General features: G+C 36.1%; 19 protein-coding genes. 15 read left to right on the plus strand and 4 right to left on the minus strand.

Going from position 1 to position 22687, the window contains the following annotated elements:
* Positions 1–1375: 1375 nt before the first annotated feature.
* Positions 1376–3265, minus strand: a complete 1890-nt coding sequence (locus BJB63x_RS02090; protein WP_078718813.1) for a peptidyl-prolyl cis-trans isomerase — start codon at positions 3263–3265, stop codon at positions 1376–1378.
* A gap of 155 nt (positions 3266–3420) precedes the next feature.
* On the opposite strand from BJB63x_RS02090, the gene tpiA reads away from it, so the two are divergent.
* The 13 genes from tpiA to BJB63x_RS02155 all read left to right on the plus strand — a co-directional run bounded on the left by tpiA (position 3421) and on the right by BJB63x_RS02155 (position 16705).
* Entirely contained in the window at positions 3421–4185 is a 765-nt protein-coding gene (tpiA, locus tag BJB63x_RS02095; RefSeq protein ID WP_078718814.1) for a triose-phosphate isomerase, read from the plus strand.
* A gap of 80 nt (positions 4186–4265) precedes the next feature.
* Positions 4266–4703, plus strand: coding sequence for a preprotein translocase subunit SecG (secG, locus tag BJB63x_RS02100; protein WP_078718815.1), 438 nt, complete (start codon positions 4266–4268; stop codon positions 4701–4703).
* Positions 4704–4828: 125 nt separating this feature from the next.
* Positions 4829–6457: a CTP synthase gene (locus tag BJB63x_RS02105; protein WP_078718816.1), complete on the plus strand. Its 1629-nt coding sequence runs from the start codon at positions 4829–4831 to the stop codon at positions 6455–6457.
* Between the two features lie 36 nt (positions 6458–6493).
* Positions 6494–7330 (plus strand): 3-deoxy-8-phosphooctulonate synthase, encoded by an 837-nt coding sequence (kdsA, locus tag BJB63x_RS02110; protein ID WP_078718817.1) that lies wholly within the window; start codon positions 6494–6496, stop codon positions 7328–7330.
* 82 nt (positions 7331–7412) lie between these two features.
* Positions 7413–8675, plus strand: a complete 1263-nt coding sequence (gene eno, locus BJB63x_RS02115; protein WP_078719520.1) for a phosphopyruvate hydratase — start codon at positions 7413–7415, stop codon at positions 8673–8675.
* Between the two features lie 647 nt (positions 8676–9322).
* Positions 9323–9664 (plus strand): FtsB family cell division protein, encoded by a 342-nt coding sequence (locus BJB63x_RS02125; RefSeq protein WP_078718818.1) that lies wholly within the window; start codon positions 9323–9325, stop codon positions 9662–9664.
* A gap of 117 nt (positions 9665–9781) precedes the next feature.
* Positions 9782–10822 carry a pyruvate dehydrogenase (acetyl-transferring) E1 component subunit alpha gene (gene pdhA / locus BJB63x_RS02130; RefSeq protein WP_078718819.1) on the plus strand — a complete coding sequence of 347 codons (1041 nt, stop codon included), beginning with the start codon at positions 9782–9784 and terminating at the stop codon, positions 10820–10822.
* A gap of 18 nt (positions 10823–10840) precedes the next feature.
* On the plus strand, positions 10841–11044 hold the full coding sequence (locus BJB63x_RS06785) for a biotin/lipoyl-containing protein (RefSeq protein WP_442855946.1): 204 nt from the start codon (positions 10841–10843) through the stop codon (positions 11042–11044).
* Entirely contained in the window at positions 11041–12195 is a 1155-nt protein-coding gene (locus tag BJB63x_RS02135) for a pyruvate dehydrogenase complex E1 component subunit beta (protein ID WP_442855947.1), read from the plus strand. Before BJB63x_RS06785 ends, BJB63x_RS02135 begins: the two co-directional genes overlap by 4 nt.
* Before the next feature lie 14 nt (positions 12196–12209).
* Positions 12210–13532 carry a pyruvate dehydrogenase complex dihydrolipoamide acetyltransferase gene (locus BJB63x_RS02140; protein WP_078718821.1) on the plus strand — a complete coding sequence of 441 codons (1323 nt, stop codon included), beginning with the start codon at positions 12210–12212 and terminating at the stop codon, positions 13530–13532.
* Between the two features lie 216 nt (positions 13533–13748).
* Positions 13749–15209, plus strand: coding sequence for a dihydrolipoyl dehydrogenase (gene lpdA / locus BJB63x_RS02145; protein WP_078718822.1), 1461 nt, complete (start codon positions 13749–13751; stop codon positions 15207–15209).
* A gap of 69 nt (positions 15210–15278) precedes the next feature.
* A complete protein-coding gene (gene lipA, locus BJB63x_RS02150; RefSeq protein WP_078718823.1) occupies positions 15279–16232 on the plus strand; it encodes a lipoyl synthase in 954 nt (317 codons plus the stop codon).
* Positions 16233–16243: 11 nt separating this feature from the next.
* Positions 16244–16705 (plus strand): type II toxin-antitoxin system RatA family toxin, encoded by a 462-nt coding sequence (locus tag BJB63x_RS02155; protein WP_078718824.1) that lies wholly within the window; start codon positions 16244–16246, stop codon positions 16703–16705.
* Positions 16706–16727: 22 nt separating this feature from the next.
* On the opposite strand, the gene BJB63x_RS02160 is transcribed toward BJB63x_RS02155, so the two are convergent.
* From BJB63x_RS02160 to rirA, 3 genes are read right to left on the minus strand one after another with little or no spacing between them, the layout of a single operon-like run.
* Positions 16728–17216 (minus strand): CinA family protein, encoded by a 489-nt coding sequence (locus BJB63x_RS02160; RefSeq protein ID WP_078718825.1) that lies wholly within the window; start codon positions 17214–17216, stop codon positions 16728–16730.
* The gene (locus BJB63x_RS02165; RefSeq protein ID WP_078718826.1) at positions 17216–18406 is read right to left on the minus strand and encodes a bifunctional 2-C-methyl-D-erythritol 4-phosphate cytidylyltransferase/2-C-methyl-D-erythritol 2,4-cyclodiphosphate synthase; all 1191 of its coding nucleotides are present in this window, start codon (positions 18404–18406) and stop codon (positions 17216–17218) included. The genes BJB63x_RS02160 and BJB63x_RS02165 overlap by 1 nt, the downstream gene beginning before the upstream one ends.
* 25 nt (positions 18407–18431) lie before the next feature.
* Positions 18432–18887 (minus strand): iron-responsive transcriptional regulator RirA, encoded by a 456-nt coding sequence (gene rirA / locus BJB63x_RS02170; protein WP_078718827.1) that lies wholly within the window; start codon positions 18885–18887, stop codon positions 18432–18434.
* 167 nt (positions 18888–19054) lie between these two features.
* Between rirA and BJB63x_RS02175 the strand changes: the two genes are divergently transcribed.
* On the plus strand, positions 19055–21325 hold the full coding sequence (locus BJB63x_RS02175; RefSeq protein ID WP_078718828.1) for a sensor histidine kinase NtrY-like: 2271 nt from the start codon (positions 19055–19057) through the stop codon (positions 21323–21325).
* The gene (gene ntrX, locus BJB63x_RS02180) at positions 21326–22684 is read left to right on the plus strand and encodes a nitrogen assimilation response regulator NtrX (protein ID WP_078718829.1); all 1359 of its coding nucleotides are present in this window, start codon (positions 21326–21328) and stop codon (positions 22682–22684) included. It begins immediately after the preceding gene.
* The last annotated feature ends 3 nt before the right edge of the window (positions 22685–22687 follow it).

Here is a 22687-nt window from a genome sequence, read left to right on the forward strand (position 1 = left end):
ATATAAAAACTGTTTTTATACTTATCAATATATTCTAATATCTATTCGGTTGCAGGAGCCTTTGAATTAGCTCATATCATTTTTTAAAGTCATCAGTTGTACACACTTCATTACATTTACTATACTTTAGATCCAAAATAGTATCAATACTGTAATTATAGTTTATAATATTTTTTATTATTGACTTTACTAGGAAGAAATAATTTTTTTAAACAAAAAGTTCTTCAAGCGGATAATGTAATTATTAGTGGAAAAATAGGTTTTAAAACTAAGAGTAGAACTATTAATATGCAAAACAGCAAAATTATGGATAGTTCTCCTGAATTAAAAGTTAGAGTTGTTGTTCCAAAAGTTCCAAACTGTCTTCTTTATACCTAATCTGTTTCCCATACGAGTTGATGGGTATGAGAAATCAGCACAAGGTGTTGGAAATCATGCGGCCTATATCAATGAACTTAGGCAGAATAGCAAAAAGTTTTTGTACATGATTATGATGGTAATTGCTACTATATTTCCAAACTGACTCTATTTAAATATAGTTATAATGCAGATTTAGGATGTTAAATATAGTGAAAAGAGTGCGTTTGGTAAATGGTTAATAACAACTAATTTAGTATACAACATAAACAATTTTATGCAAATGGATTTGTATCTTATAGTTTGTTTTAGGACAATCTTTTGATGTAAGAATCTTGAGGGTAAATATCACGTTAAGGGGTAAATCATTTGGTTACCTTCTTTGATGGGAGTTAGTCTGTAATGACAAGTTATACTGATCTTGTTGTTAAGACATAGTTTCAGATCACTGATTAATACTTATGTTTGAGAAAATAGTAATATTGATCACTTTGATATGAGTTAAGAAGGTATGATTAATCTATAGTGCTTGTTGATAAGCTTTTAATTAGAATGGTTACTTAACTTTCTAAAGGAACATGTTGTTTTCTTTTGTAGAAAGCTTTATTTTGTACATAGTTATATGAAGTAAAGGGGTTATACATTTTCAAGATATTTTTTAGTTTGGAGCATTTTGTTCGATACTGAATCATCAGGTTGGATGTTGAGATCGAAATGTTTAATAATGTGAAATTTTATAGTGATCTGTTATACCGTTATAGGCTTACCAAAATAGAATTCTCTGAATTAGTTTTTTAATTTAAAATACATTGTCTTACTCTCTATAGTAAAATAGTAAACGATCACTTCTTACGAGGCGAATAAAAGTTCCGCTGAAGATCTTCATACGAACCAGATTAATTGACTGTATATCAACGATTGATAATAAACTCCACATTCTGATAAATAAGTATATATTTTATTTAGATAAGAAAAAATATTATAATTTTAGTAGTTTAAATATTATAATTTTAGTAGTTTATTGAAAAGTGCTGAAAATGCGGCTGTAATTTAAGTTATTAATTTCTATAGGATGTTCTTTATTTGCAACTTGTAACATTTCTAATTTCAAATCTTCTCTTATCATCATGTCTATATTAGTACGTACATCAGATAAAAGAGTGTGAGCTGTAATATCCTCAGGTATGATTAATGTTGTTATTTTATAAACAATACGATTTGTTGTGTCTGCACCTTTTACCACGCCATAATGATCTTTGGCACCATGAAAAAGTGCTTTAATTCCTTCAATGCCAAGGACTTTTGATGAATCTTGGCGTCGGAGAGCTGGAGTGGTTTTTTTTGTGATACTAAGCTCAGTTGCAAGAGAGTCAAGACTTTTTCCTTTAGCTAGTTGTTTGAGAACATCTTGAGCTTTTTCGTCAAGAAAACGTTGGATTTCTTCCTCTTTCCATTGAACAATGGCGTTTTGTTTAACTTCTGAAAGTATCCTATCACGGGCAGGAATAATCATATCTACTTGATACCAGAGGTATCCTCCTTCTGGTAGAGAGAGTGGATCCATGTCAATGTCTTCACGTGATTGGTAAATGGCATTTAATAAAACATCTTTTTGAGGTAAATCCGTGAGTGTTATTCCTTCAGTTGTCTTGCCTGTTTTATCAATAGTAATTTTGCGTAATGACAATTTATGTTGTTTAGCAAGCTCTGTGAGAGAAGTACCTTCAAGACGGGCATTTTCAATTTCTATATACTTATTACGTATATAAGTTTTAGCATGATTTTGGGCAAGTATTTGGCGAATATCATTTTCTACCTTTTCAAGGGGAATTTGAGTTGAAGGTGTGATATGTGTAACGCGAATAATTACAGGACCTTGTAGATCATTAATGACAGCACTAATTTGTCCTTTTTTGAGTTCAAAAATCTCAGATGCTAAATGACTAGGAAGCTCATTTTCTGCTAGAGGACCTTTCGTTATCTCACTGAGAGTTTTTTTCTCTTCTTTAACTAAAACATCAAAACTCAAACCACCGGCTATTTTTTTTGCTGCATTATCGGCGGCTTCACGTGTAGAGAAACGGAGTTCTTCAATTGTACGTTTTTCAGGAGTAATAAAACGCGAGGCATTTTGAGTATAATAAGTCTGTATTTCATTTACTGAGATGTCTTGTGGTTTTAAAAATTCTTCTGATGTCATAGAGAATAAAGAGACAGTACGATATTCTGGAGCACGAAATTTTTCTTTGTGAGTGTCAAACCATTTTTCTAATATCTCTTGATTAGGATCAGCTATTTTTTCCTCTTTTTTAAGATCAATAACAAGATAATCAGCGATACGTTTTTCTTCTTGGTAAGTAGCAAATGCTTTGTAGAAAATATCTGGTGCTTTCATGCCAGATAATGAAGCTAAAATAAGCTGATTACGTTTTTCTTTTTTTGTATAATAGTTAAAAAAATTACTTTCGTTAGTATGTAATTGTCGGAGATAGTTGAGAAATAAGTCGCGGTTAAAGATTCTATCGCGGTGAAAAATGTTGTCATTACCAATGATACGGGCTATTTCATCTTTTGAAAGATTAATTTTCATTTTACGCACTTGTTCATCAAACAACACGTCCTGTTGCAACTGATTGAGAACAAAAACAGGAATTTTATATCTCTGTATTTCATCTGGTGTAAACATTCGTCCAAGATGAGAAGTAATGGCTAAACGTAAACTTTGATCAGCAAGTGCGAGACGATAGGTATCAACAGTTATTGCGGACTTTCCAGAAGTAAGAAGCTCTTTTTCATTTATTGTATGTAATTGCGGTAGACCCCATAAAAGGATAAAGCATAAAAGCAAAACGGTAAGAAAGATCTTGGCAATCCAAGAATTTACAGCATTTCTTATAGTCTCAAGCATTATTCAATAGTCCTATAGTTGGGCATATTTATTATCAACAATGATAGAATTTGCAATAAAGATGAGTAAGATGCAAGCTTAAAGACTTGCTTTTGTTGTATAATTTGATACTTAATAGTGATAAAAGTTTATTCAATAACTTTTGAGGTGAAAATATGGCTCCGGATATTCAGCCGTTAGTTGCTGGAAATTGGAAAATGAATGGGACAGTCGAATCTCTCGGAGAGTTACGTGCTATTGCTGCTGGTGTTAGCTCTGATTTAGGCTATTTGTTTGAAGCACTTATTTGTATTCCAGCTACACTTTTATCACGTGCTTCTGATATACTCCAAAGCGAAAAGCTTCTTTTAGGAGGGCAGAACTGCCATTTTAATGATAGTGGTCCTTATACTGGAGATGTTTCGGCATTTATGCTTAAGGAGGCAGGAGCTAGTTATGTTATTATTGGACATTCAGAGCGCCGTATAGCCTATCATGAAAATGATGCTATTATTTGTGCTAAAGTACAAGCTGCATGGCGAGAGAGTCTTGTTGCTCTTGTTTGTATTGGTGAAACGTTAGAAGAGCGCGTAAATGGTAAAGTCTTCGATATACTCACACAACAGCTTGAGAATTCTTTGCCAGATGGTTCAACAGGAAAGAATGTAGTTATCGCTTATGAGCCAGTTTGGGCTATAGGTACAGGAAAAATTCCTACTTTGGAAGATGTTGGGAAAATCCATAGTTTCATTCGTGAGAAGATTAGTTTTCGCTTTGGTGATGATGGGTGTAAAATACGCTTGCTTTATGGCGGATCAGTAACACCATCTAATGCTTTTGAGCTTTTGAATATTTCCCATGTTAATGGTGCTTTGATCGGTGGAGCAAGCTTAAAAGCAGTTGATTTTTTAAATATTTGTGAGGTTTACCGTAGATTATAAGGAGAAAATCATGATTTCCTCTTCGATTATACTTAAATTTGTGTGTAGGTAGTTGTGAGTAGTTATAAAGAGCAGAATTTATGCAAACAGTACTGATTGTTATTCATTTTTTAGTTGTTATTGCTTTAGTAGGTGTTGTATTGCTTCAACCTTCAGAAGGTGGTGGGTTTGGCGGTGGCTCAAGTTTTATGAGCACTCGTGGTACCAAAAGTGCGTTAACGCGTTTGACGACTATCTTAGCAATTTGTTTTTTTGCGATATCGATTGGGCTTGTTGTGGTTGGAAATTTATCAAATTCTGATTCTGATATTCTCAATCGTATTCCAGTTAGTTCAGGGAAAAATTCAACAAAAGAAAGTACGTCAGAAAGTAAGAGTGAAGATCAGCCTTCTATTATTGATCAATTGGGTGGTGTTCCTGCATCTTCTCAACAAAAAAATGACCTAGTTACACCTACAAGTGAAGATCCACTTCCTCCGCCAATGGGTGATCCAATTTCTAATAGTAAGCCTGAGTAATTTGTGTAAAGTTGGTGTGGATCATTAAAAAGATGGTTTTTCCACATTTTTGTTTTGTGAAAGAAAGAGTATTTTTTCATTTTTTACTGGAAAAACCATCATGAACTATTTATTATCTTAGTTCCATGGCACGTTATATTTTTATTACTGGTGGTGTGGTTTCTTCTCTTGGAAAAGGAATTGCAGCAGCATCTTTAGCTGCATTACTTCGGGCTCGTGGGTATCACGTAAGGATCCGCAAGCTTGATCCTTATTTGAATGTTGACCCAGGAACAATGTCACCCTATCAACATGGTGAAGTATTTGTTACTGATGACGGTACAGAAGCAGATCTTGATCTTGGCCATTATGAGCGTTTTACTGGGTGCTCTGCGAATAGCCAAGATAATATTACGACAGGGCGTATTTATCGCAATATCATTGAACGAGAACGGCGTGGCGATTATTTAGGAGCGACTGTCCAGGTTATTCCTCATGTTACAGATGAAATTAAGAAATTTATTACTACAGGCAACGAAGAGTTTGATTTTATTTTATGTGAAATAGGTGGGACTGTTGGTGATATTGAAGCAATGCCTTTTCTTGAAGCAATTCGTCAACTGCATAATGAGTTGCCAAGACAAAGTGCTATTTATGTGCATCTTACATTAATGCCTTATATTTCTTCTGCAGGAGAGTTAAAGACCAAACCGACACAACATTCTGTTAAAGAATTACGTGCAATTGGTATTGTTCCTGATATTCTTTTAGTGCGTACAGATCGGCCTATCCCGGAGGCAGAACGGTACAAATTATCACTTTTTTGTAATGTTCATCCAAATGCGGTTATTCAGGCATTGGATGTTCCAACGATTTATGATGTTCCTATGGCATATCATAAAGAGGGCTTAGATTTACAAGTTCTTTCTGCTTTTGGAATTGTTTGTGCTCCTGAACCAAAAATGGATTGTTGGGAAGATATCACACATCGGATTCATCATCCTGAAGGGGAAGTTACGATTGCAATTGTTGGAAAATATATTGGTTTAAAAGACGCTTATAAATCTCTTATCGAGGCAATTATGCACGGTGGAGTAGCAAATAAAGTGAGAGTTAATGTTGAGTGGATTGAAGCAGAGCTTTTTGAAAAAGAAGATTCTGCATCTTATTTAGAAGGGATACATGGGATTTTAGTTCCTGGAGCTTTTGGTGTGCGTGGTGCAGAAGGTAAAATCGAATCAATTCGATTTGCACGAGAGAATAAGATTCCCTTTTTAGGTATTTGTTTTGGTATGCAATTGGCTTGTATTGAGGTTGCACGCAATGTCGCGAATATTAAAAATGCTTCATCAAGTGAATTTTGCAAAACAAAAGATGCGGTTGTGGGTTTAATGACCGAGTGGATTAAGGGAGATGTTCTTGAAAAGCGCACTGCATCTGGAAATCTTGGTGGCACAATGCGTCTTGGTTCTTTTGTAGCTGAATTAAAAGAAGATAGCCATATCTCGAAAATTTATGGTACCACAAAAATTTATGAGCGACATCGTCACCGTTATGAGGTGAATATTCAGTATAAAGAGAAGCTAGAGGAATGTGGATTAATTTTTTCTGGTCTATCCCCAGATGGTATGTTAACAGAAACAGTAGAATATATAAATCATCCGTGGTTTATAGGTGTTCAATATCATCCAGAATTGAAATCGCGTCCATTTGATCCTCATCCGCTTTTTGCTTCTTTTATTAAGGCCACTATAAAGCAAAGTAAGTTACAATAGTTCATAAATTTATTTTCTTAACTTTTGAGGAATGAGATGTTTAAACCAAATGCCATCGTTAAAGTTGGGAATGTTGTTTTTTCAAATGAAACACCGCTCTCTTTGATTGCAGGTCCTTGCCAGATGGAAAGCCGAGATCATGCTTTTGAAATGGCGGGGCGAATTAAAACAATTGCTGATCAATTTGGTATTGGTTTTGTTTATAAATCTAGTTTCGATAAAGCAAATAGAACATCTTTGAGTGCAATACGTGGTATTGGTTTTGAAAAAGCGATAGCTATTTTTTCTGATCTTAAGGAGGAATTTAGATGTCCGGTACTGACTGATGTGCATACAGAAGAGCAGTGTATGGCAGTTGCTTCAACAGTAGATATTTTGCAAATACCAGCTTTTTTATGTCGTCAAACAGATCTTTTAGTTGCAGCAGCTAGAACGAGATGTGTTATTAATATTAAAAAGGGACAGTTTTTGGCTCCTTGGGATATGGAGAATGTCTTAGAAAAAGTAACCCAAAGCGGTAATCCTAATGTTATGCTTTGTGAACGGGGTACTTCCTTTGGTTATAATCGTTTAGTTTCTGATATGCGTTCATTGCCAATTATGCGTTCATTTGGTGTACCTATTATTTTTGATGCTACGCATTCTGTGCAGGAGCCAGGTGGTAGGGGGAGTTCATCTGGTGGACAACGTCAGTTTGTTGAAATATTAGCACGTGCTGCTGTTTCTATTGGAATAGCAGGTATTTTTTTGGAAACACATCAGGATCCAGATAATGCGCCGTCTGATGGTTTGAATATGATAAAAATTGATAACTTATACAGGTTACTTGAAACTTTGATAGATTTTGATTGTTTGGCAAAAAGAGCAAATTGAATATCGAGCATAGGAAATATTTTGGTACTATGGTATTTGTGAATAAACTTAATAAAGATTTTTGTTGGATGAGGAACTTCGTATGACTATAATTGTGGATATTATTGGGCGTGAAGTGCTTGATAGTCGCGGCAATCCAACTGTAGAAGTTGATGTTCATTTGGAAGATGGAGTTTTTGGTCGTGCCATTGTTCCTTCAGGAGCATCGAGGGGTGCGCATGAAGCTGTAGAACTTCGTGATGGTGACCTACGTTATCAAGGTAAAGGTGTTGAAAATGCTGTTGCTGCAGTTAATGGTGAAATTTTTGAAGCCCTTATCGGACAAGATGCAAGAAACCAAAGAGCAATTGATCAAGTAATGATTACTTTGGATGGAACACCTAATAAAGCTCGTCTTGGTGCTAACGCCATTCTTGGTGTTTCCTTGGCAGTTGCAAAAGCCGCAGCCGAATCATTAAACTTACCTTTATATCGTTATATTGGTGGTACGCAAGCGCATGTTCTTCCTACGCCAATGATGAATATTATGAATGGGGGTGTTCATGCTGATAATCAAATCGATTTTCAAGAATTTATGATTATTCCAGTTGGGGCACCTACACTGAAGGAAGCAGTTCGTTATGGTGCTGAAATTTTTCATATGTTAAAAAAGCATTTGCAAAATGCAGGCTATAATACCAACATTGGTGATGAAGGTGGCTTTGCACCTAATCTTAGAAGTTCTTATCAAGTAATTGATTTTATTATAGATTCTATAGTAGAATGTGGGTATAAGCCGGGTGAACAAATTGCTATTGGTTTAGATTGTGCTTCAACAGAATTTTATAAAGATGGTTCATATCTTTATAAAGGTGAGAATAAATGTTGTAATACACAAGAACAAATAGAATATTTGACACAACTTGTTGATTCTTACCCTATTATTACAATTGAAGATGGAATGGCTGAGGATGATTGGGAAGGTTGGAAGCTGCTAACTGATTCGATTGGTAAAAAATGTCAACTTGTTGGTGATGATCTTTTTGTTACAAATTCAGCGCGTTTACGCAATGGTATAAAAATAGGTGCTGCTAATTCTATTCTTATTAAAGTTAACCAGATTGGTACTTTAAGTGAAACACTAGATGCTATAGAAACAGCTCATAAAGCAGGTTATCGTGCTATTATTTCTCATCGTTCGGGTGAAACAGAGGATTCTCTAATTGCGGATCTTGCAGTTGCGACTAATTGTGGACAAATTAAGACAGGTTCATTGGCACGTTCAGATAGATTGGCTAAATATAATCAACTTATTCGTATTGAAGAAATGCTAGGAACACAGGCTCGTTATGCAGGTGCTTTTTAAATATTAATGGCTTTGAACAGAAAGGTAAAGATATTGTATTTTAAATAAATAATTATATTTACAATGATAAACTCAAGTCTTTATGACTAGCATAGTAATATACCGATTATGTGAGAGATGAGAATGAGAGGTATAATTATTAGTTAAGATCAGGGAGCTTGTCTTATATCAGATTATAATGGTAAGCGTTATCAATTCCCAGCATGGGATTGGTTAGGAAAAAATCTCCCCAAATTGCTGATTATCTTGACTTTGTATGTGAAGATGGTGCTGTTAAATCTGTTTTTCCAATCTTAAAAAAAAAGAAACAAAACAATTAAAATTGATGCTTACACTTATTTGTTGGTTTACTGGTGTATTTGGTATTCATCGTTTTATAGTTGGTAAAATTTGAACTGGTTGTAATGCTTGTTCTTTACTTTATCGGTTGATTGATGGTTACTTGGATTTGAGTGGTTGTTGATTTTATCTTCATTTTAGCAGGAAGATTTACTGATAAAAATGGAGATAAAATTACGCATTAGCGGATATTTTGTAATAAGATAATTTAGGAAGTGACAATAAACTAGTTGTATATGGTTGTTTTGGTAATGAGGTGTTAATCAAAGTAATGCATAGTTGATTAAATCTTAAAAAGACTGTGCTCTATGTGGACGAAACAAAAACAGAGATCAATCAAGTCGCGCTTTGTACTACCGCTGATAACAACGGGAGTTTTGAGTTATTTCAGTTATCATATTTATCATGGTGAATATGGGCTTTATTCGCGTAGCAAAATTAATCAACATATCATTGAGTTGAAAGAGGAATTTCATCAGATAAAAACTAAGCGTGTATCTATTGAAAAGCGTATTTCTCTTTTGCGTGATGGGCATATTGAGAAGGATATGCTCGATGAGTATGTGCGGAAAAATTTAAACTTTTCTAAACCAAATGAGCTGACAATTTTAACTTCTCCTCTTGGTTTGAATGAACTAGAAATTAATTAATCTAAAATAGGCATTTTAAAACAGTTACCATAAGTATGGCTTGAACTGATTTATAATGCTTGTAACTTTTGTTTGTAGAGGTTATTTCTAGATAATCATCGAAGGGAGTTTAAGTATATGGCAGGACGGGCTAAAAAAAAATCTATGTCGGTAATGCATGCTGCATTATCAGATACGACTAAAATGGCACAGATAGCTAATTTTACCAAAGAGGAAGAAATTGATGCTTATCGTGAAATGCTTTTTATTCGCCGTTTTGAAGAAAAAGCAGGACAGCTTTATGGTATGGGCTTGATTGGTGGCTTTTGTCATCTTTATATTGGACAAGAAGCTGTTATTACTGGTACATTGAAAGCAACAAAAGCAGGTGATCAAATTATCACATCTTATCGTGATCATGGTCATATGTTGGCTGCTGGTATGAGCCCACGTGGTGTGATGGCAGAATTAACAGGGCGTCAGGGTGGTTTTTCTAAAGGGAAAGGGGGCTCGATGCATATGTTTTCTAAAGAAAAGAATTTTTATGGTGGGCATGGTATTGTTGGCGCGCAAGTTCCAATTGGTTCAGGTCTGGCGTTTTCGAATCAGTATCTTGGTAAAGATAATGTGACATTAGTTTATTTTGGTGATGGGGCTGCAAATCAAGGACAGGTTTATGAAAGTTTTAATATGGCCTCGCTTTGGAAGCTTCCTGTTATCTATATTATTGAGAATAATCAGTATGCTATGGGAACATCGGTTTCGCGTGCATCTGCAGAGACTGATTTTTCTCGCCGTGGTCTTTCTTTTGAGATTCCAGGTATTGCTGTTGATGGCATGGACGTTCGCGCAGTAAAAGGGGCTGCTGATGAAGCAATTGTTTGGGCACGTTCGGGTAAAGGACCAATTATTCTTGATATGCAGACTTATCGCTATCGTGGCCATTCTATGTCTGATCCAGCAAAATATCGATCAAAAGAAGAAGTAGAGAAAATGAAATCAAAGCACGATCCGATTGATCAAGTAAAAAGTCGTTTAATTAAACAGGGTTGGGCAAGTGAGGATGATTTAAAATTTATTGATAAAGAAGTACGCGCGATTGTCGCTGATGCAGCAAATTTTGCACAAAATGACTCAGAGCCAGATTCTTCTGAGCTCTATACTGATATTCTAGTTTAAAGCAGGGGAAGCACAAGTATGTCCATTGATATTTTAATGCCTGCACTTTCGCCAACAATGGAAGAAGGCAAATTGTCTAAATGGCTTAAGAAAGAAGGCGATAAAGTTAACTCTGGTGATGTGATTGCTGAAATTGAAACTGATAAAACAACAATGGAGGTAGAAGCTATTGATGAAGGTATTGTTGGTAGAATTTTGTACCTGAAGGCACTGAAAATGTGAAAGTTAATACTGTTATTGCAGTATTATTAGAAGAAGGTGAAAGTGCTGCAAATATTTCACGAGCTTTAGAAAAATCAAAGGGAGGAGAGATTGCTACTGTCCTATCAATCCCAGCACAACCTACTTTTGAAATCTCTTCTGATCCTGATATTCCTGTAAACACCGAGATGGTTATGATGACAGTGCGTGAAGCACTTAATCAAGCTATGGCTGAAGAAATGCGACGCGATGAGACAGTATTCCTAATGGGAGAAGAAGTAGCCGAATATCAGGGTGCCTATAAAGTCAGTCAAGGTTTATTAGAAGAATTTGGTGCACGACGGGTTATTGATACACCTATTACAGAGCACGGTTTTGCAGGGTTGGGTGTTGGTGCTGCATTTGGAGGTTTACGTCCTATTGTTGAGTTTATGACATTTAACTTTGCTATGCAGGCAATGGATCAAATTGTCAACTCAGCAGCAAAAACTCGTTATATGTCTGGTGGGCAAATGTCTACTCCCATGGTTTTTCGTGGTCCCAATGGCGCTGCTGCGCGTGTTGGTGCTCAACATTCGCAGTGTTATGCTGCATGGTATAGTCATGTACCAGGCCTTAAGGTAGTTATGCCTTATAGTGCTGCAGATGCTAAAGGTTTGCTTAAGGCTGCTATTCGTGATGATAATCCTGTTATTTTCTTAGAAAATGAAATTCTTTATGGTCATCAATTTGAAGTGCCAAAGATGGATGATTTTATTTTACCTATTGGCAAAGCACGAATCTATAAATCTGGTAAGGATATAACAATTGTTTCTTTTGGAATTGGGATGTATTATGCGGTTCAGGCATTGCCGGAAATTGAAAAGCTTGGTATTGACGCTGAATTAATCGATTTACGTACTATTCGTCCGATGGATTTACCAGCAATTATTGCTTCGGTTAAAAATACAGGTCGTTTGGTAACAATTGAAGAAGGGTATCCTCAGTCATCTGTTGGCACTGAAATAGCAACGCGTGTTATGCAACAGGCTTTTGATTATCTTGATGCACCAGTTGCTACAATTGCTGGAAAAGATGTGCCTATGCCTTATGCAGAAAACCTTGAAAAGTTGGCTTTGCCAAATATTGCTGAAATTGTCGAAGCCGTTAAGGCTGTAACTTATAAAGCATAATTGAGGAGAATACTATGCCTATTAAGATTACGATGCCTGCACTTTCTCCTACAATGAAAGAGGGAAATTTATCAAAATGGAATATCAAAGAAGGTGATAAGGTTACATGTGGTGATATTATTGCTGAAATTGAGACAGATAAAGCAACAATGGAAGTAGAAGCTATTGATGAAGGGACGGTTGCTAAAATTGTTGTACCTGCTGGAATGCAGGGAGTTAAAGTCAATAGTCTGATTGTCGTCTTAGCAGAAGAAGGTGAGGATCTATCTGAAGCTGTAAAGGTTGCAGAAGAAACTTCTTCTGTTACGATGAAAGAATCAGTCATTAAACAATCGTTGGATTCAGCGAGTATACAAGCTTCTCATTCATTAAAAAATCAGCAATTAGTACAACGAAATGCAAATAATAGACGTCTTTTTGCATCTCCTTTAGCAAGACGATTGGCAGCTCAGGCGGGGATCGATTTATCACTGATTTCAGGTACTGGTCCTCATGGGCGTGTCATTAAACGTGATGTGGAGAAAGCTCTGAATAATGGTATTGAAAGTTCTCGTTCATTACACATCGATCAGTTAATAACTTCAGGTATTTCTGATGAACATGTTTTGCAATTATTTAAAGAGAGTGAATATACATTCGCACCCCATAATAATATGCGTAAAACAATTGCTAAGCGTCTAGTTGCAGCAAAGCAGATGGTACCACATTTTTATGTAACGATAGATTGTGAATTAAATGCGTTATTGGAATTACGTACGCAACTGAACGCTGTTGTTCCAATGGTTGAAACACAAGAAGAAATGAATCCTGCTTATAAGCTATCTGTTAATGATATGATCATTAAAGCTGTAGCTCTTTCTTTAAAAGCTGTACCTGATGCTAATGTGTCATGGCTTGAAGGTGGAATGCTTTATCACAAACACTGTGATGTTGGTGTTGCTGTTTCTGTTCCAAATGGTTTAATGGTACCAATTGTTCGCTGTGCAGAAGAAAAATCTTTGTCAATCATTTCTAATGAGATGAAAGATCTTGTAACACGTGCTCGTGAACGTAAATTGAGAATGGAGGAATATCAGGGAGGGACGACAACTGTATCCAATATGGGGATGTATGGAATAAAAAATTTTTCTGCCATTATTAATCCACCACATGCAACGATTTTTGCAATTGGTTCAGGTGAGAAGCGTGCTATTGTTAAAGATGACGCGTTAGCAATAGCAACAGTTATGTCGGTTACTCTTTCAGTTGATCATCGCGCTGTTGATGGAGCACTAGCGGCAGAAGTTGCTCAGACTTTTAAGAAGATAATTGAAAATCCCTTAACGATGTTAATTTAATTATTTTTTTTAATCTTACACTTAAGAGTGTGAAAGCACGTGATGGGAAAAACGGATCTCAATAATTTAATTGATGATTTATAACTTCTTTTGATTTAATAAAGTTTTTCTATAATATTTGAAATGGTACACATGAATGAAGCTTATCTATTAATTTTCGGTCTAAGATTTGGATAACAAATATACAGTTTTGCATATATCCATGGAGGGATTATTGTGGCAGGTCTTTATGATATAATTGTGATTGGTTCAGGGCCAGGTGGATATGTAACCGCGATTCGTGCGGCACAATGTGGTTTTAAGACTGCGATTGTTGAACGTGAACATTTAGGCGGAATCTGTTTAAATTGGGGATGTATCCCAACAAAAGCGCTTTTGCGTTCAGCAGAAATGAAGCATTTTGCTGAACATGCAAAGGATTATGGATTAAAGCTTAATGGTTCAATAGAAGTTAATATTAAAAATGTTGTAGCACGTTCTCGTGGAGTTTCGGCACGTTTAAATGCCGGTGTTGGTTTTTTATTGAAAAAAAACGAAATTGATATTATTTGGGGTGAAGCGAAATTAACGAGGGCAGCTCACGGTAATCAGCTTGCAGAAATTATGGTTTCTTCATCATCAAGAGAAGTTATGCAGCCACAAAATCCAGTTCCTAAAGGGGTATTAGGAGAGGGCGCTTATCAAGCAAAGCATGTGATTATTGCAACTGGTGCGCGTCCTCGTGTTCTTCCTGATATTAAACCAGACGGAAAATTCATTTGGACTTATTTTGAAGCTATGGTTCCAGTTGCTATGCCAAAGTCTCTTTTAGTGATAGGATCTGGAGCTATAGGTATTGAATTTGCTTCTTTTTATCATGATATGGGTGCTGAGGTAACAGTTGTTGAAATGATGCCTCAAATTATGCCGGTTGAAGATGTTGAAATTTCAACATTTGCTCGTAAACAGCTAGAGAAGAAGGGTATACGCATTCTTACTGAAGCAAAAGTGATAAAGGTTGAAAAAGCTGCTGATTTTGTTACAACACATATTGATATTAAGGGTAACATAGAAACAATAATGGTTGATCGATTACTTTCAGCAGTTGGGGTTCAAGGTAATATTGAAAACCTTGGATTAGAAACATTAGGTGTCAAAACTGATCGTGGATGTATTGTTACTGATGAATGGAGTTGGACAGGAGTTAAAGGAATTTACGCTATTGGTGATGTCGCCGGTCCTCCTATGTTAGCTCATAAGGCAGAGGAAGAAGGTGTAATATGTGTTGAACATATTGCGGGTTTGAAGAGTATTCATTCGCTTGATAAAACTAAAATTCCAGGATGCACATATTGTACGCCGCAAGTTGCTTCTGTAGGACTTTCAGAAATGGCGGCAAAAGAAGCAGGTTATGATATACATGTTGGTCGTTACTCTTTCTCAGCAAATGGTAAGGCAATTGCTTTAGGAGAAGATCAAGGATTAGTTAAAACTATTTTTGATAAAAAAACAGGACAGCTTCTTGGTGCGCATATGGTAGGGGCAGAAGTAACAGAGCTCATTCAAGGTTTTGTTATTGCTATGAATCTTGAGACAACCGAAGAAGAATTAATGCACACTGTTTTTCCACATCCAACATTGTCGGAAATGATGAAAGAGAGTGTATTGGATGCTTATGGTCAGGTTTTAAACGCTTGAGATTAGGTTGTATAGAAATCTTGATGATGTTTTTATCAACATTTTCTTTCTAAAAGACAGAGGTCTTGAATGGTTACGGTGCTTGATAGAGTTACGAGTAGACGTATGCGGCATCCTGAAAAGGCGCATCTTCCAGATACAAGTGTTCAGAAAAAACCGAATTGGATTCGTGTAAAAGCACCAGTGTCGCCAATATATAAGGAAACACATAATGTGGTACGTACCAATAAATTGGTTACTGTATGTGAGGAAGCAGGCTGTCCAAATATTAGCGAATGTTGGAGTAAGCGACATGCCAGCTTTATGATTTTAGGTGAAATATGTACACGGGCTTGTGCTTTTTGCAATGTTGCAACAGGTATTCCATTTTCTGTTGATGATAACGAGCCGAAACGTGTAGCAGATGCTGTTGCGCAAATGGAGTTAAAGCATGTTGTTATTACTTCTGTTGATCGTGATGACCTTTCTGATGGTGGTGCACAGCATTTTGCAAAAGTTATTTATGCTATTCGCCAGAAAGCTCCAACGACAACAATTGAAGTATTGACACCTGATTTTCGCAATAAGGATGGTGCATTGGAAATTGTTGTTGCTGCTAAGCCTGATGTTTTTAATCATAATTTGGAAACAGTGCCATCAAAGTATTTGAAGGTACGTCCAGGAGCACGCTATTTTCATTCGATTCGGTTATTACAACGTGTTAAAGAACTTGATCCAACAATCTTTACAAAATCAGGAATTATGGTTGGTCTTGGGGAAGAGCGGAATGAAGTTCTTCAACTGATGGATGATTTGCGTTCTGCAGATGTTGATTTTATGACAATTGGACAATATTTGCAGCCTACACGAAAACATCATCCGATCATTCGTTTTGTAACGCCTGAAGAATTTGAATCTTTTGCCAAAATTGGTAAAGTAAAGGGTTTTTTACATATGGCTTCCAATCCTTTGACACGTTCATCTCATCATGCAGGAGATGATTTTGAGGCTTTGCAAAAAGCACGTGCTGAAAAATTTTCCTAATAGAGATAATTATGCCGACTTTTACAATACATCGGCAAATTGCTCATACTGCTCATGAAATGTTTGAGCTTGTTGCCGATATTGAATGTTATCCTGAATTTTTACCGATGTGTGAGGCTTTAATTATACGTTCTCGGAAAGAACGTGAAGAAAAGGCTTTGCTTCTTGCTGATATGACTGTTGGTTATAAGATGTTTCGAGAAACTTTTACAACTCAAGTATTTCTGCATCCGAAAAAAAATCTTATTGAAGTTAAATATATTGATGGTCCATTTAAATATCTTGAAAATCGTTGGGTTTTTCATGATATTAAAAATATAGATGCATGTGATATAGAATTTTTTATTGATTATGAGTTTAAAAGCAAAATGCTTGGATTGGCTGTGGGATCAATGTTTGATATTATTTTTCATAAATTTACTGATGCTTTTGAAAAACGCGCACATGAAATTTATGGTTTTCCAACAGTATAATTTTATTAGTTATGAAGGAATATTATTGGAAATATGAAAGAATGAGTTTTAAAGCATTTTCAACAGCTGTATGGCGAATAAAATTGCGATCAGAATTTCCAAAATACATTTCTTGATGCGTGGTTGCGTGCTTTTTATAAGCTGCTGCACAATGGACAAGTCCCACTGGTTTATCTAAATACGCTTTTCTAGGTCCAGCTATGCCTGTTACAGCAACTGAAATTGAAGCTCGCGAGTATTTCAGTCCACCTTCAGCCATTGCAATAGCGACTTCTTTTGAGACTGATGTATATATTTTGATAAGTTCAGGACATACGCCAACGAGATTAGTTTTAGATTCATTTGAATAAACAATAAATCCACAATCGAATACATCTGATGATCCTGCAATGCTGGTAAGATTTGCAGCAATAAGTCCTCCTGTGCAAGATTCTACAGTTGTTAAGAGCAAACTTCTTTCCCGACAAACTTTAAGGACTCTATTCGCTAGTGCTTCACAAAAGTGTGTCATTATGGAATTTCTCCTGGATAAATAACTGTGGCAACTGCAAAGGCTGCAATGCCTTCTTCACGACCAATGAAACCAAGCTTTTCACTGGTTGTTGCTTTAATAGAGATGCGATTGGTTGAGAGTGTGAGTATATTCATTAGATTTTCTATCATTATATGACGATAGGGACTAATTTTAGGTTCTTCAGCAATCAAGGTAATATCCACATTAGTAATACGACCACCTGCTTGTTTAATTATATCAACGGCATGACGAAGAAAAATCTCTGATGATACATCTTTCCATTGAGGATCAGAAGGGGGAAAATGGGTGCCGATATCTCCTGCTCCTTGAGTTGCTAAAAGGGCATCTGTTAAAGCATGAAGAGCAACATCAGCATCAGAATGTCCACTTAATTTCTTTTTAAAAGGGATTTTTATACCACATAGAGTAAGATAATTACCTTTTTCGAAAGCATGGACATCATAACCATTTCCAGTACGGATATCAGGGAAAATTTGCGTCCTCTTTTGTAAATATGAATAGGCAGTTTCAAAATCTTCTGGCCATGTAATTTTTATGTTATTAGGATTTCCAGGAATTGTTCGCATAGGGATTCCAAACCATTCAGCAATCGCTGAATCATCAGTAAAATTTTGTTGACAAGATTGTCTTGCTTTTTCATGAGCAGCTAAAATGAGTTCAAATGGAAAACACTGTGGAGTTTGTGCACTATAAATATTCGTCCGTGGGATTGTATTTAAAACATAGTGTGTATTGCTTACAAGTTTAAGAGTATCGGAGACAGCAATGACGGGGAGAACACCTTCTCGATGATTAACAATAGTGTGTATTTGTTCAAGAAGCTTCTTTTCTACAAAAGGACGTGCACCATCATGAATATGAATATATTTTGGTTTGATATTTTTAAGTGCATTTAACCCATTTAAAGTAGACATTTGACGTGTATCACTTCCTTCAACAATGATGAGGTATTCTTTCAAATCAGCGATAGCATTTTCACATATTTGACGGTCATCTGGATGAATAACCAAAACGATGGTTGTAATGGAGGGATGTTTCAAAAAACAACGTATAGTATGATGAATAACCGGCTTTTGTCCTAAAAGCCGGTATTGTTTAGGACAATTTTGTGGAGATCCTATTCTTTTGCTGCGTCCGGCAGCTAATATTACGGCTGCAATAGAAATATCGAGCTCCCTTTAAAATTTCATCTTAGTTGGTTATTTTGCTGCTTTTTACTCCATCAATTTTAAATTGATGTTGAGAGGATGATAATTGCAGATCAGCAATAGATGTCATTGATAATACATCAAAAAAAGAGTCTAAAGCTTTTTTCAATACAGTATTTAAACCACAGAAATTTATTAGTGGACAATCACTTAATTTATTATGGAAGCATTCTGCCATGGAAAAGTTATCTTCTGTTATTTTAATAACATCAGCTACTGAAATTTCTTTTGCAGGTTTAGCTAGTTTAACACCCCCCTTACGTCCTCGTACTGTTTGCATAAAACCTGCTTCGACTAGTAGTTGAAGGATTTTGAACAAAAAAAGTTCAGATACAGCATATGCTTTGGCAATTTCAGGAACACGACTTAATGCTCCCTGATTAGAAGCACAATACATGAGCATCCGAAGAGCATAATTTGTTTGTTTGGTTAATCGCATTGGAAATCCTATGAAATATCACTGAATATACGCTCTATTTTAGAGCTATTATGAAAAATGTGGAAGCTCTTTCTTAATTTTAGATTAATATATTTTAAACCATAGTATTGTCAATTTTTGACATAAGGACTTATATGAGAGCAATGAAGTAAGTAATGTAAGGTATTATGAATATTACATCCATAACGAATCTCCAAGACGTAGATCAAAATATTTATAAAGATGAGTCACAACGTTTGAATAGTGTGTATACGTTTTTGGGTATCACAATTATTGTATTAGCTTTACTGACTGCCTCTATCTCATTTATTATTCTTATTGGATTAACGCCTATTGTTCCCAATAGGGCTGTAACATTATTTTTTATAGCTATTAATAGTGTTTGGGTTCTAGGGCTTGTGGTTATTGTTTTATATGAGGTAATTCCCATTATTTATGCATGGCGATCAAGGCGTGCTGGTTCACGTCTTCATGTACGACTTATTTCTTTGTTTGCACTTGTTGCAACATTGCCAGCTGTTGCTGTAGCGCTTGTATCGGGGCCTGCTCTTCATTTAGGTCTTGATCGATGGTTTGACACGACGACTCGACAAATTGTAGGTTCTTCTATTGATTTGGCGAATGCTTACGCAGATGAAATGCTTCAAAATTTGAAGAATTTGTCTTATACTATGGCATTAGCACTAGATGATAAAAAACTTCTGGCACGTAATCCTGCTGAATATCGAATGCAATTAACACGCCACGCTGTTGGACGTAATCTTCGAGGTGTTTTTTTATTAAGCTCAGAGGGAAATGTTTTTGCATCAAGTGATCTTGGCGATGAAGACCAACTTCCTATTCCTCCATCCTATTTGATTAGTCAAGCAACTAGTGCGAGACCTTTCTCTTTTCAGCCAGGAGTCCATGATTACTTCGGTATTATTTTGAAATTTAACAATATTTCAAACACATTTTTATATTTGGTGCGTGATGTTGATCAAGGTGTTTTATCTGCTTTGCGTTTGACGGAAGTTAATACAGAGCGTTATCGTGATTTGAATGAAAATCGCCTACCAACACAAATTGCATTTGGTATGCTTTATTTATGCCTTTTTTTAAGTTTATTTCTATCAGCTATTTGGACTGGTATTGCTGTTGCTGATCGTTTGGTATGCCCTATCCGACTTCTTATTAGCGCAGCTGATGATGTTGCTTCTGGAAATATGGAAGTTTTTGTACCAGTACGTGCGAGAGATGGGGATATTGGACAGCTGTCAAAAACTTTTAATTATATGGTCAGTGAACTTAAGAGCCGGCGTAACGAGCTAATTGCAGTTCGTGATCAAATTGATGAGAGACGACGGTTTTCTGAAGCTGTTTTATCTGGTGTAACAGCAGGAGTAGCTGGAATCGACGTTAATGGTAACATTACAATTATTAATCGGTCTATTGAAACGATGTTTGGTATTCGTTCTGAGCAAGTTATTGGGCATAACCTTGTAGTGTTAAGTTCTGAAATTGGACAGGTTTTTAAGCTTGCTTGTTCATTGGGACGTAAGAATTATCGCGAGCAAGTAACCTTAAAGGTTGCGGGACAAGAGCGCGTTTGTAATGTACAAATGACAATGGAAGAGAATGATGGGCAGGGACAATCGTGGGTGTTAACAATTGATGATATCACAGATCTTGTAGAAGCTCAGCGTTCATCAGCATGGGCTGATATTGCACGCCGTATTGCACATGAGATTAAAAATCCTCTTACACCCATTCAGTTATCAGCTGAACGTATTCGTAGACGTTATAACAAAATTATTACACAGGATCGAGAAGTCTTCGATCAGTGTATTGATACGATTGTTCGACAAGTTGGAGATATTGGGTGTATGGTTGATGAATTTTCTTCTTTTGCACGTATGCCCAAACCGCAAATGCGTGTTTTAGATGTACGCGAATTATTGCATGAAGCATGTTTCTTGATAGAAGTTACTCGTCATGATATTCATTTTGAAAAAAATTTGGGAAATATACCATTGATAAGTGCATTTGATAATCGTCTTATTGTTCAGGCTTTTGGCAATGTTATCAAAAATGCGAGTGAAGCAATTGATGCAGTGGCCCGGGAAACAAGTGTTCGCGGTCATATTCTGATACGTTCTTATCGTCAAGAAGAATGTCTAGTAGTTGAGATTATTGATAACGGTAAAGGATTTCCTAAAAAGCAGAGGCATAAATTATTAGAACCCTATATAACAACGCGGGAAAAAGGTACAGGTCTTGGGTTGGCCATTGTACGTAAAGTTATTGAAGATCATGGTGGTTATATGGAATTGCATGATGCGCCAGAAAATTTTTATGAGGGTCGTGGTGCGATGATTCGCATGGTGTTTCCAGTAAATAAAGATAAAGAAGAGCAGAAAAGCGTTATACAGATCACAAATCATGAGATAGGTGAATAAATGGTATCAGATATCTTAATTGTTGATGATGAAGCAGATATTCGTGAGCTTGTTGCTGGTATTTTGGATGATGAAGGTTATGAAACACGTATGGCATGTAACTCTGATGAAGCGTTAGCGCAAATTAGTGAACGTGTTCCAAAGCTGATTTTTTTAGATATTTGGTTACAAGGGAGCCATCTCGATGGTTTAGCATTGTTGGATGAGATCAAAGTTCAATATCCTTCTCTTCCGGTAGTTATGATTTCTGGCCATGGTAACATTGAAACAGCTGTTTCTGCTATAAAACGGGGTGCATATGATTTTATTGAAAAACCCTTTAAAGCGAGTCGACTCCTATTGGTTGCAGAACGGACTCTTGAAAATTCAAAATTAAAGCGTGAGCTTTCAGAATTACGAGAACGATCAATTGAGATACCTGAATTGCTTGGAACATCTACTGTTATGAAGCATTTGCGCCAAGTGATAGAAAAAGTAGCTCCTACTAATAGTCGAGTTATGATTGTTGGCCCTTCAGGTGTAGGAAAAGAGATGGTCGCTCGTTCTATTCATGCACTTTCAGCACGTTCTAATAATCCATTTGTTACAATAAATGCTTCAACAATTACTGCTGAAAAAATGGAAATAGAGTTATTTGGTAGTGAAATGGAAGGAGGAGAACGCAAAATTGGTGCGTTAGAAGAAGCTCATGGCGGAATGTTGTATATTGATGAAGTTGCTTGTATGTCACGTGAAACTCAAAATAAGATTCTTCAGGTGTTAACAAATCAGACATTTGAAAGAGTTGGTGGCACAAAACGTGTAAAAGTAGATGTTCGTGTAATTTCTTCAACAGCGCAAAATCTTGAACGTCTCATTGCTAATGGACAATTTAGAGAAGATCTATTTCATCGTCTTTCAGTTGTTCCTATTGCTGTTCCGGCGCTTTCTGCGCGCCGTGAAGATATTCCAGAACTTGTGCGTTATTTTGTTAAAAAGATATCGCAGCAAGTTGGTATTAAACCTCGTGAAATTAGTGATGACGTTATAACTATTTTGCAAACGCATACTTGGCCAGGTAATGTGCGGCAGTTACGTAACAATATTGAACGCTTATTGATTCTTGCGCGTGACGATGATGGACCAATAACAAAAGAATTACTTCCTACTGAGGTGAATGATTCTATTCTGCATATTCAAATGGATACAGATAAAAATATAATGGATTTACCGTTACGTGAGGCACGTGAATTGTTTGAAAAGAGGTATTTGATGACACAAATTGGGCGCTTAGGTGGCAATATATCACGTACTGCTGAATTTATAGGTATGGAACGCTCAGCTTTGCATCGCAAACTTAAGATGCTTGGGATTTCATAGATT

Source organism: Bartonella sp. JB63 (genome assembly GCF_002022665.1).
Classification (GTDB): Bacteria; Pseudomonadota; Alphaproteobacteria; order Rhizobiales; family Rhizobiaceae; genus Bartonella.

Coding starts and splice junctions, on each gene's coding strand:
- eno (WP_078719520.1), top strand. CDS start 7,413: ATGACTATAATTGTGGATATTATTGGGCGTGAAGTGCTTGATAGTCGC.
- rirA (WP_078718827.1), bottom strand. CDS start 18,887: ATGCGATTAACCAAACAAACAAATTATGCTCTTCGGATGCTCATGTAT.
- BJB63x_RS02155 (WP_078718824.1), top strand. CDS start 16,244: ATGCCGACTTTTACAATACATCGGCAAATTGCTCATACTGCTCATGAA.
- BJB63x_RS06785 (WP_442855946.1), top strand. CDS start 10,841: ATGTCCATTGATATTTTAATGCCTGCACTTTCGCCAACAATGGAAGAA.
- pdhA (WP_078718819.1), top strand. CDS start 9,782: ATGGCAGGACGGGCTAAAAAAAAATCTATGTCGGTAATGCATGCTGCA.
- kdsA (WP_078718817.1), top strand. CDS start 6,494: ATGTTTAAACCAAATGCCATCGTTAAAGTTGGGAATGTTGTTTTTTCA.
- ntrX (WP_078718829.1), top strand. CDS start 21,326: ATGGTATCAGATATCTTAATTGTTGATGATGAAGCAGATATTCGTGAG.
- BJB63x_RS02105 (WP_078718816.1), top strand. CDS start 4,829: ATGGCACGTTATATTTTTATTACTGGTGGTGTGGTTTCTTCTCTTGGA.
- tpiA (WP_078718814.1), top strand. CDS start 3,421: ATGGCTCCGGATATTCAGCCGTTAGTTGCTGGAAATTGGAAAATGAAT.
- BJB63x_RS02140 (WP_078718821.1), top strand. CDS start 12,210: ATGCCTATTAAGATTACGATGCCTGCACTTTCTCCTACAATGAAAGAG.
- BJB63x_RS02175 (WP_078718828.1), top strand. CDS start 19,055: ATGAATATTACATCCATAACGAATCTCCAAGACGTAGATCAAAATATT.
- lipA (WP_078718823.1), top strand. CDS start 15,279: ATGGTTACGGTGCTTGATAGAGTTACGAGTAGACGTATGCGGCATCCT.
- secG (WP_078718815.1), top strand. CDS start 4,266: ATGCAAACAGTACTGATTGTTATTCATTTTTTAGTTGTTATTGCTTTA.
- BJB63x_RS02125 (WP_078718818.1), top strand. CDS start 9,323: ATGTGGACGAAACAAAAACAGAGATCAATCAAGTCGCGCTTTGTACTA.
- BJB63x_RS02160 (WP_078718825.1), bottom strand. CDS start 17,216: ATGACACACTTTTGTGAAGCACTAGCGAATAGAGTCCTTAAAGTTTGT.
- BJB63x_RS02090 (WP_078718813.1), bottom strand. CDS start 3,265: ATGCTTGAGACTATAAGAAATGCTGTAAATTCTTGGATTGCCAAGATC.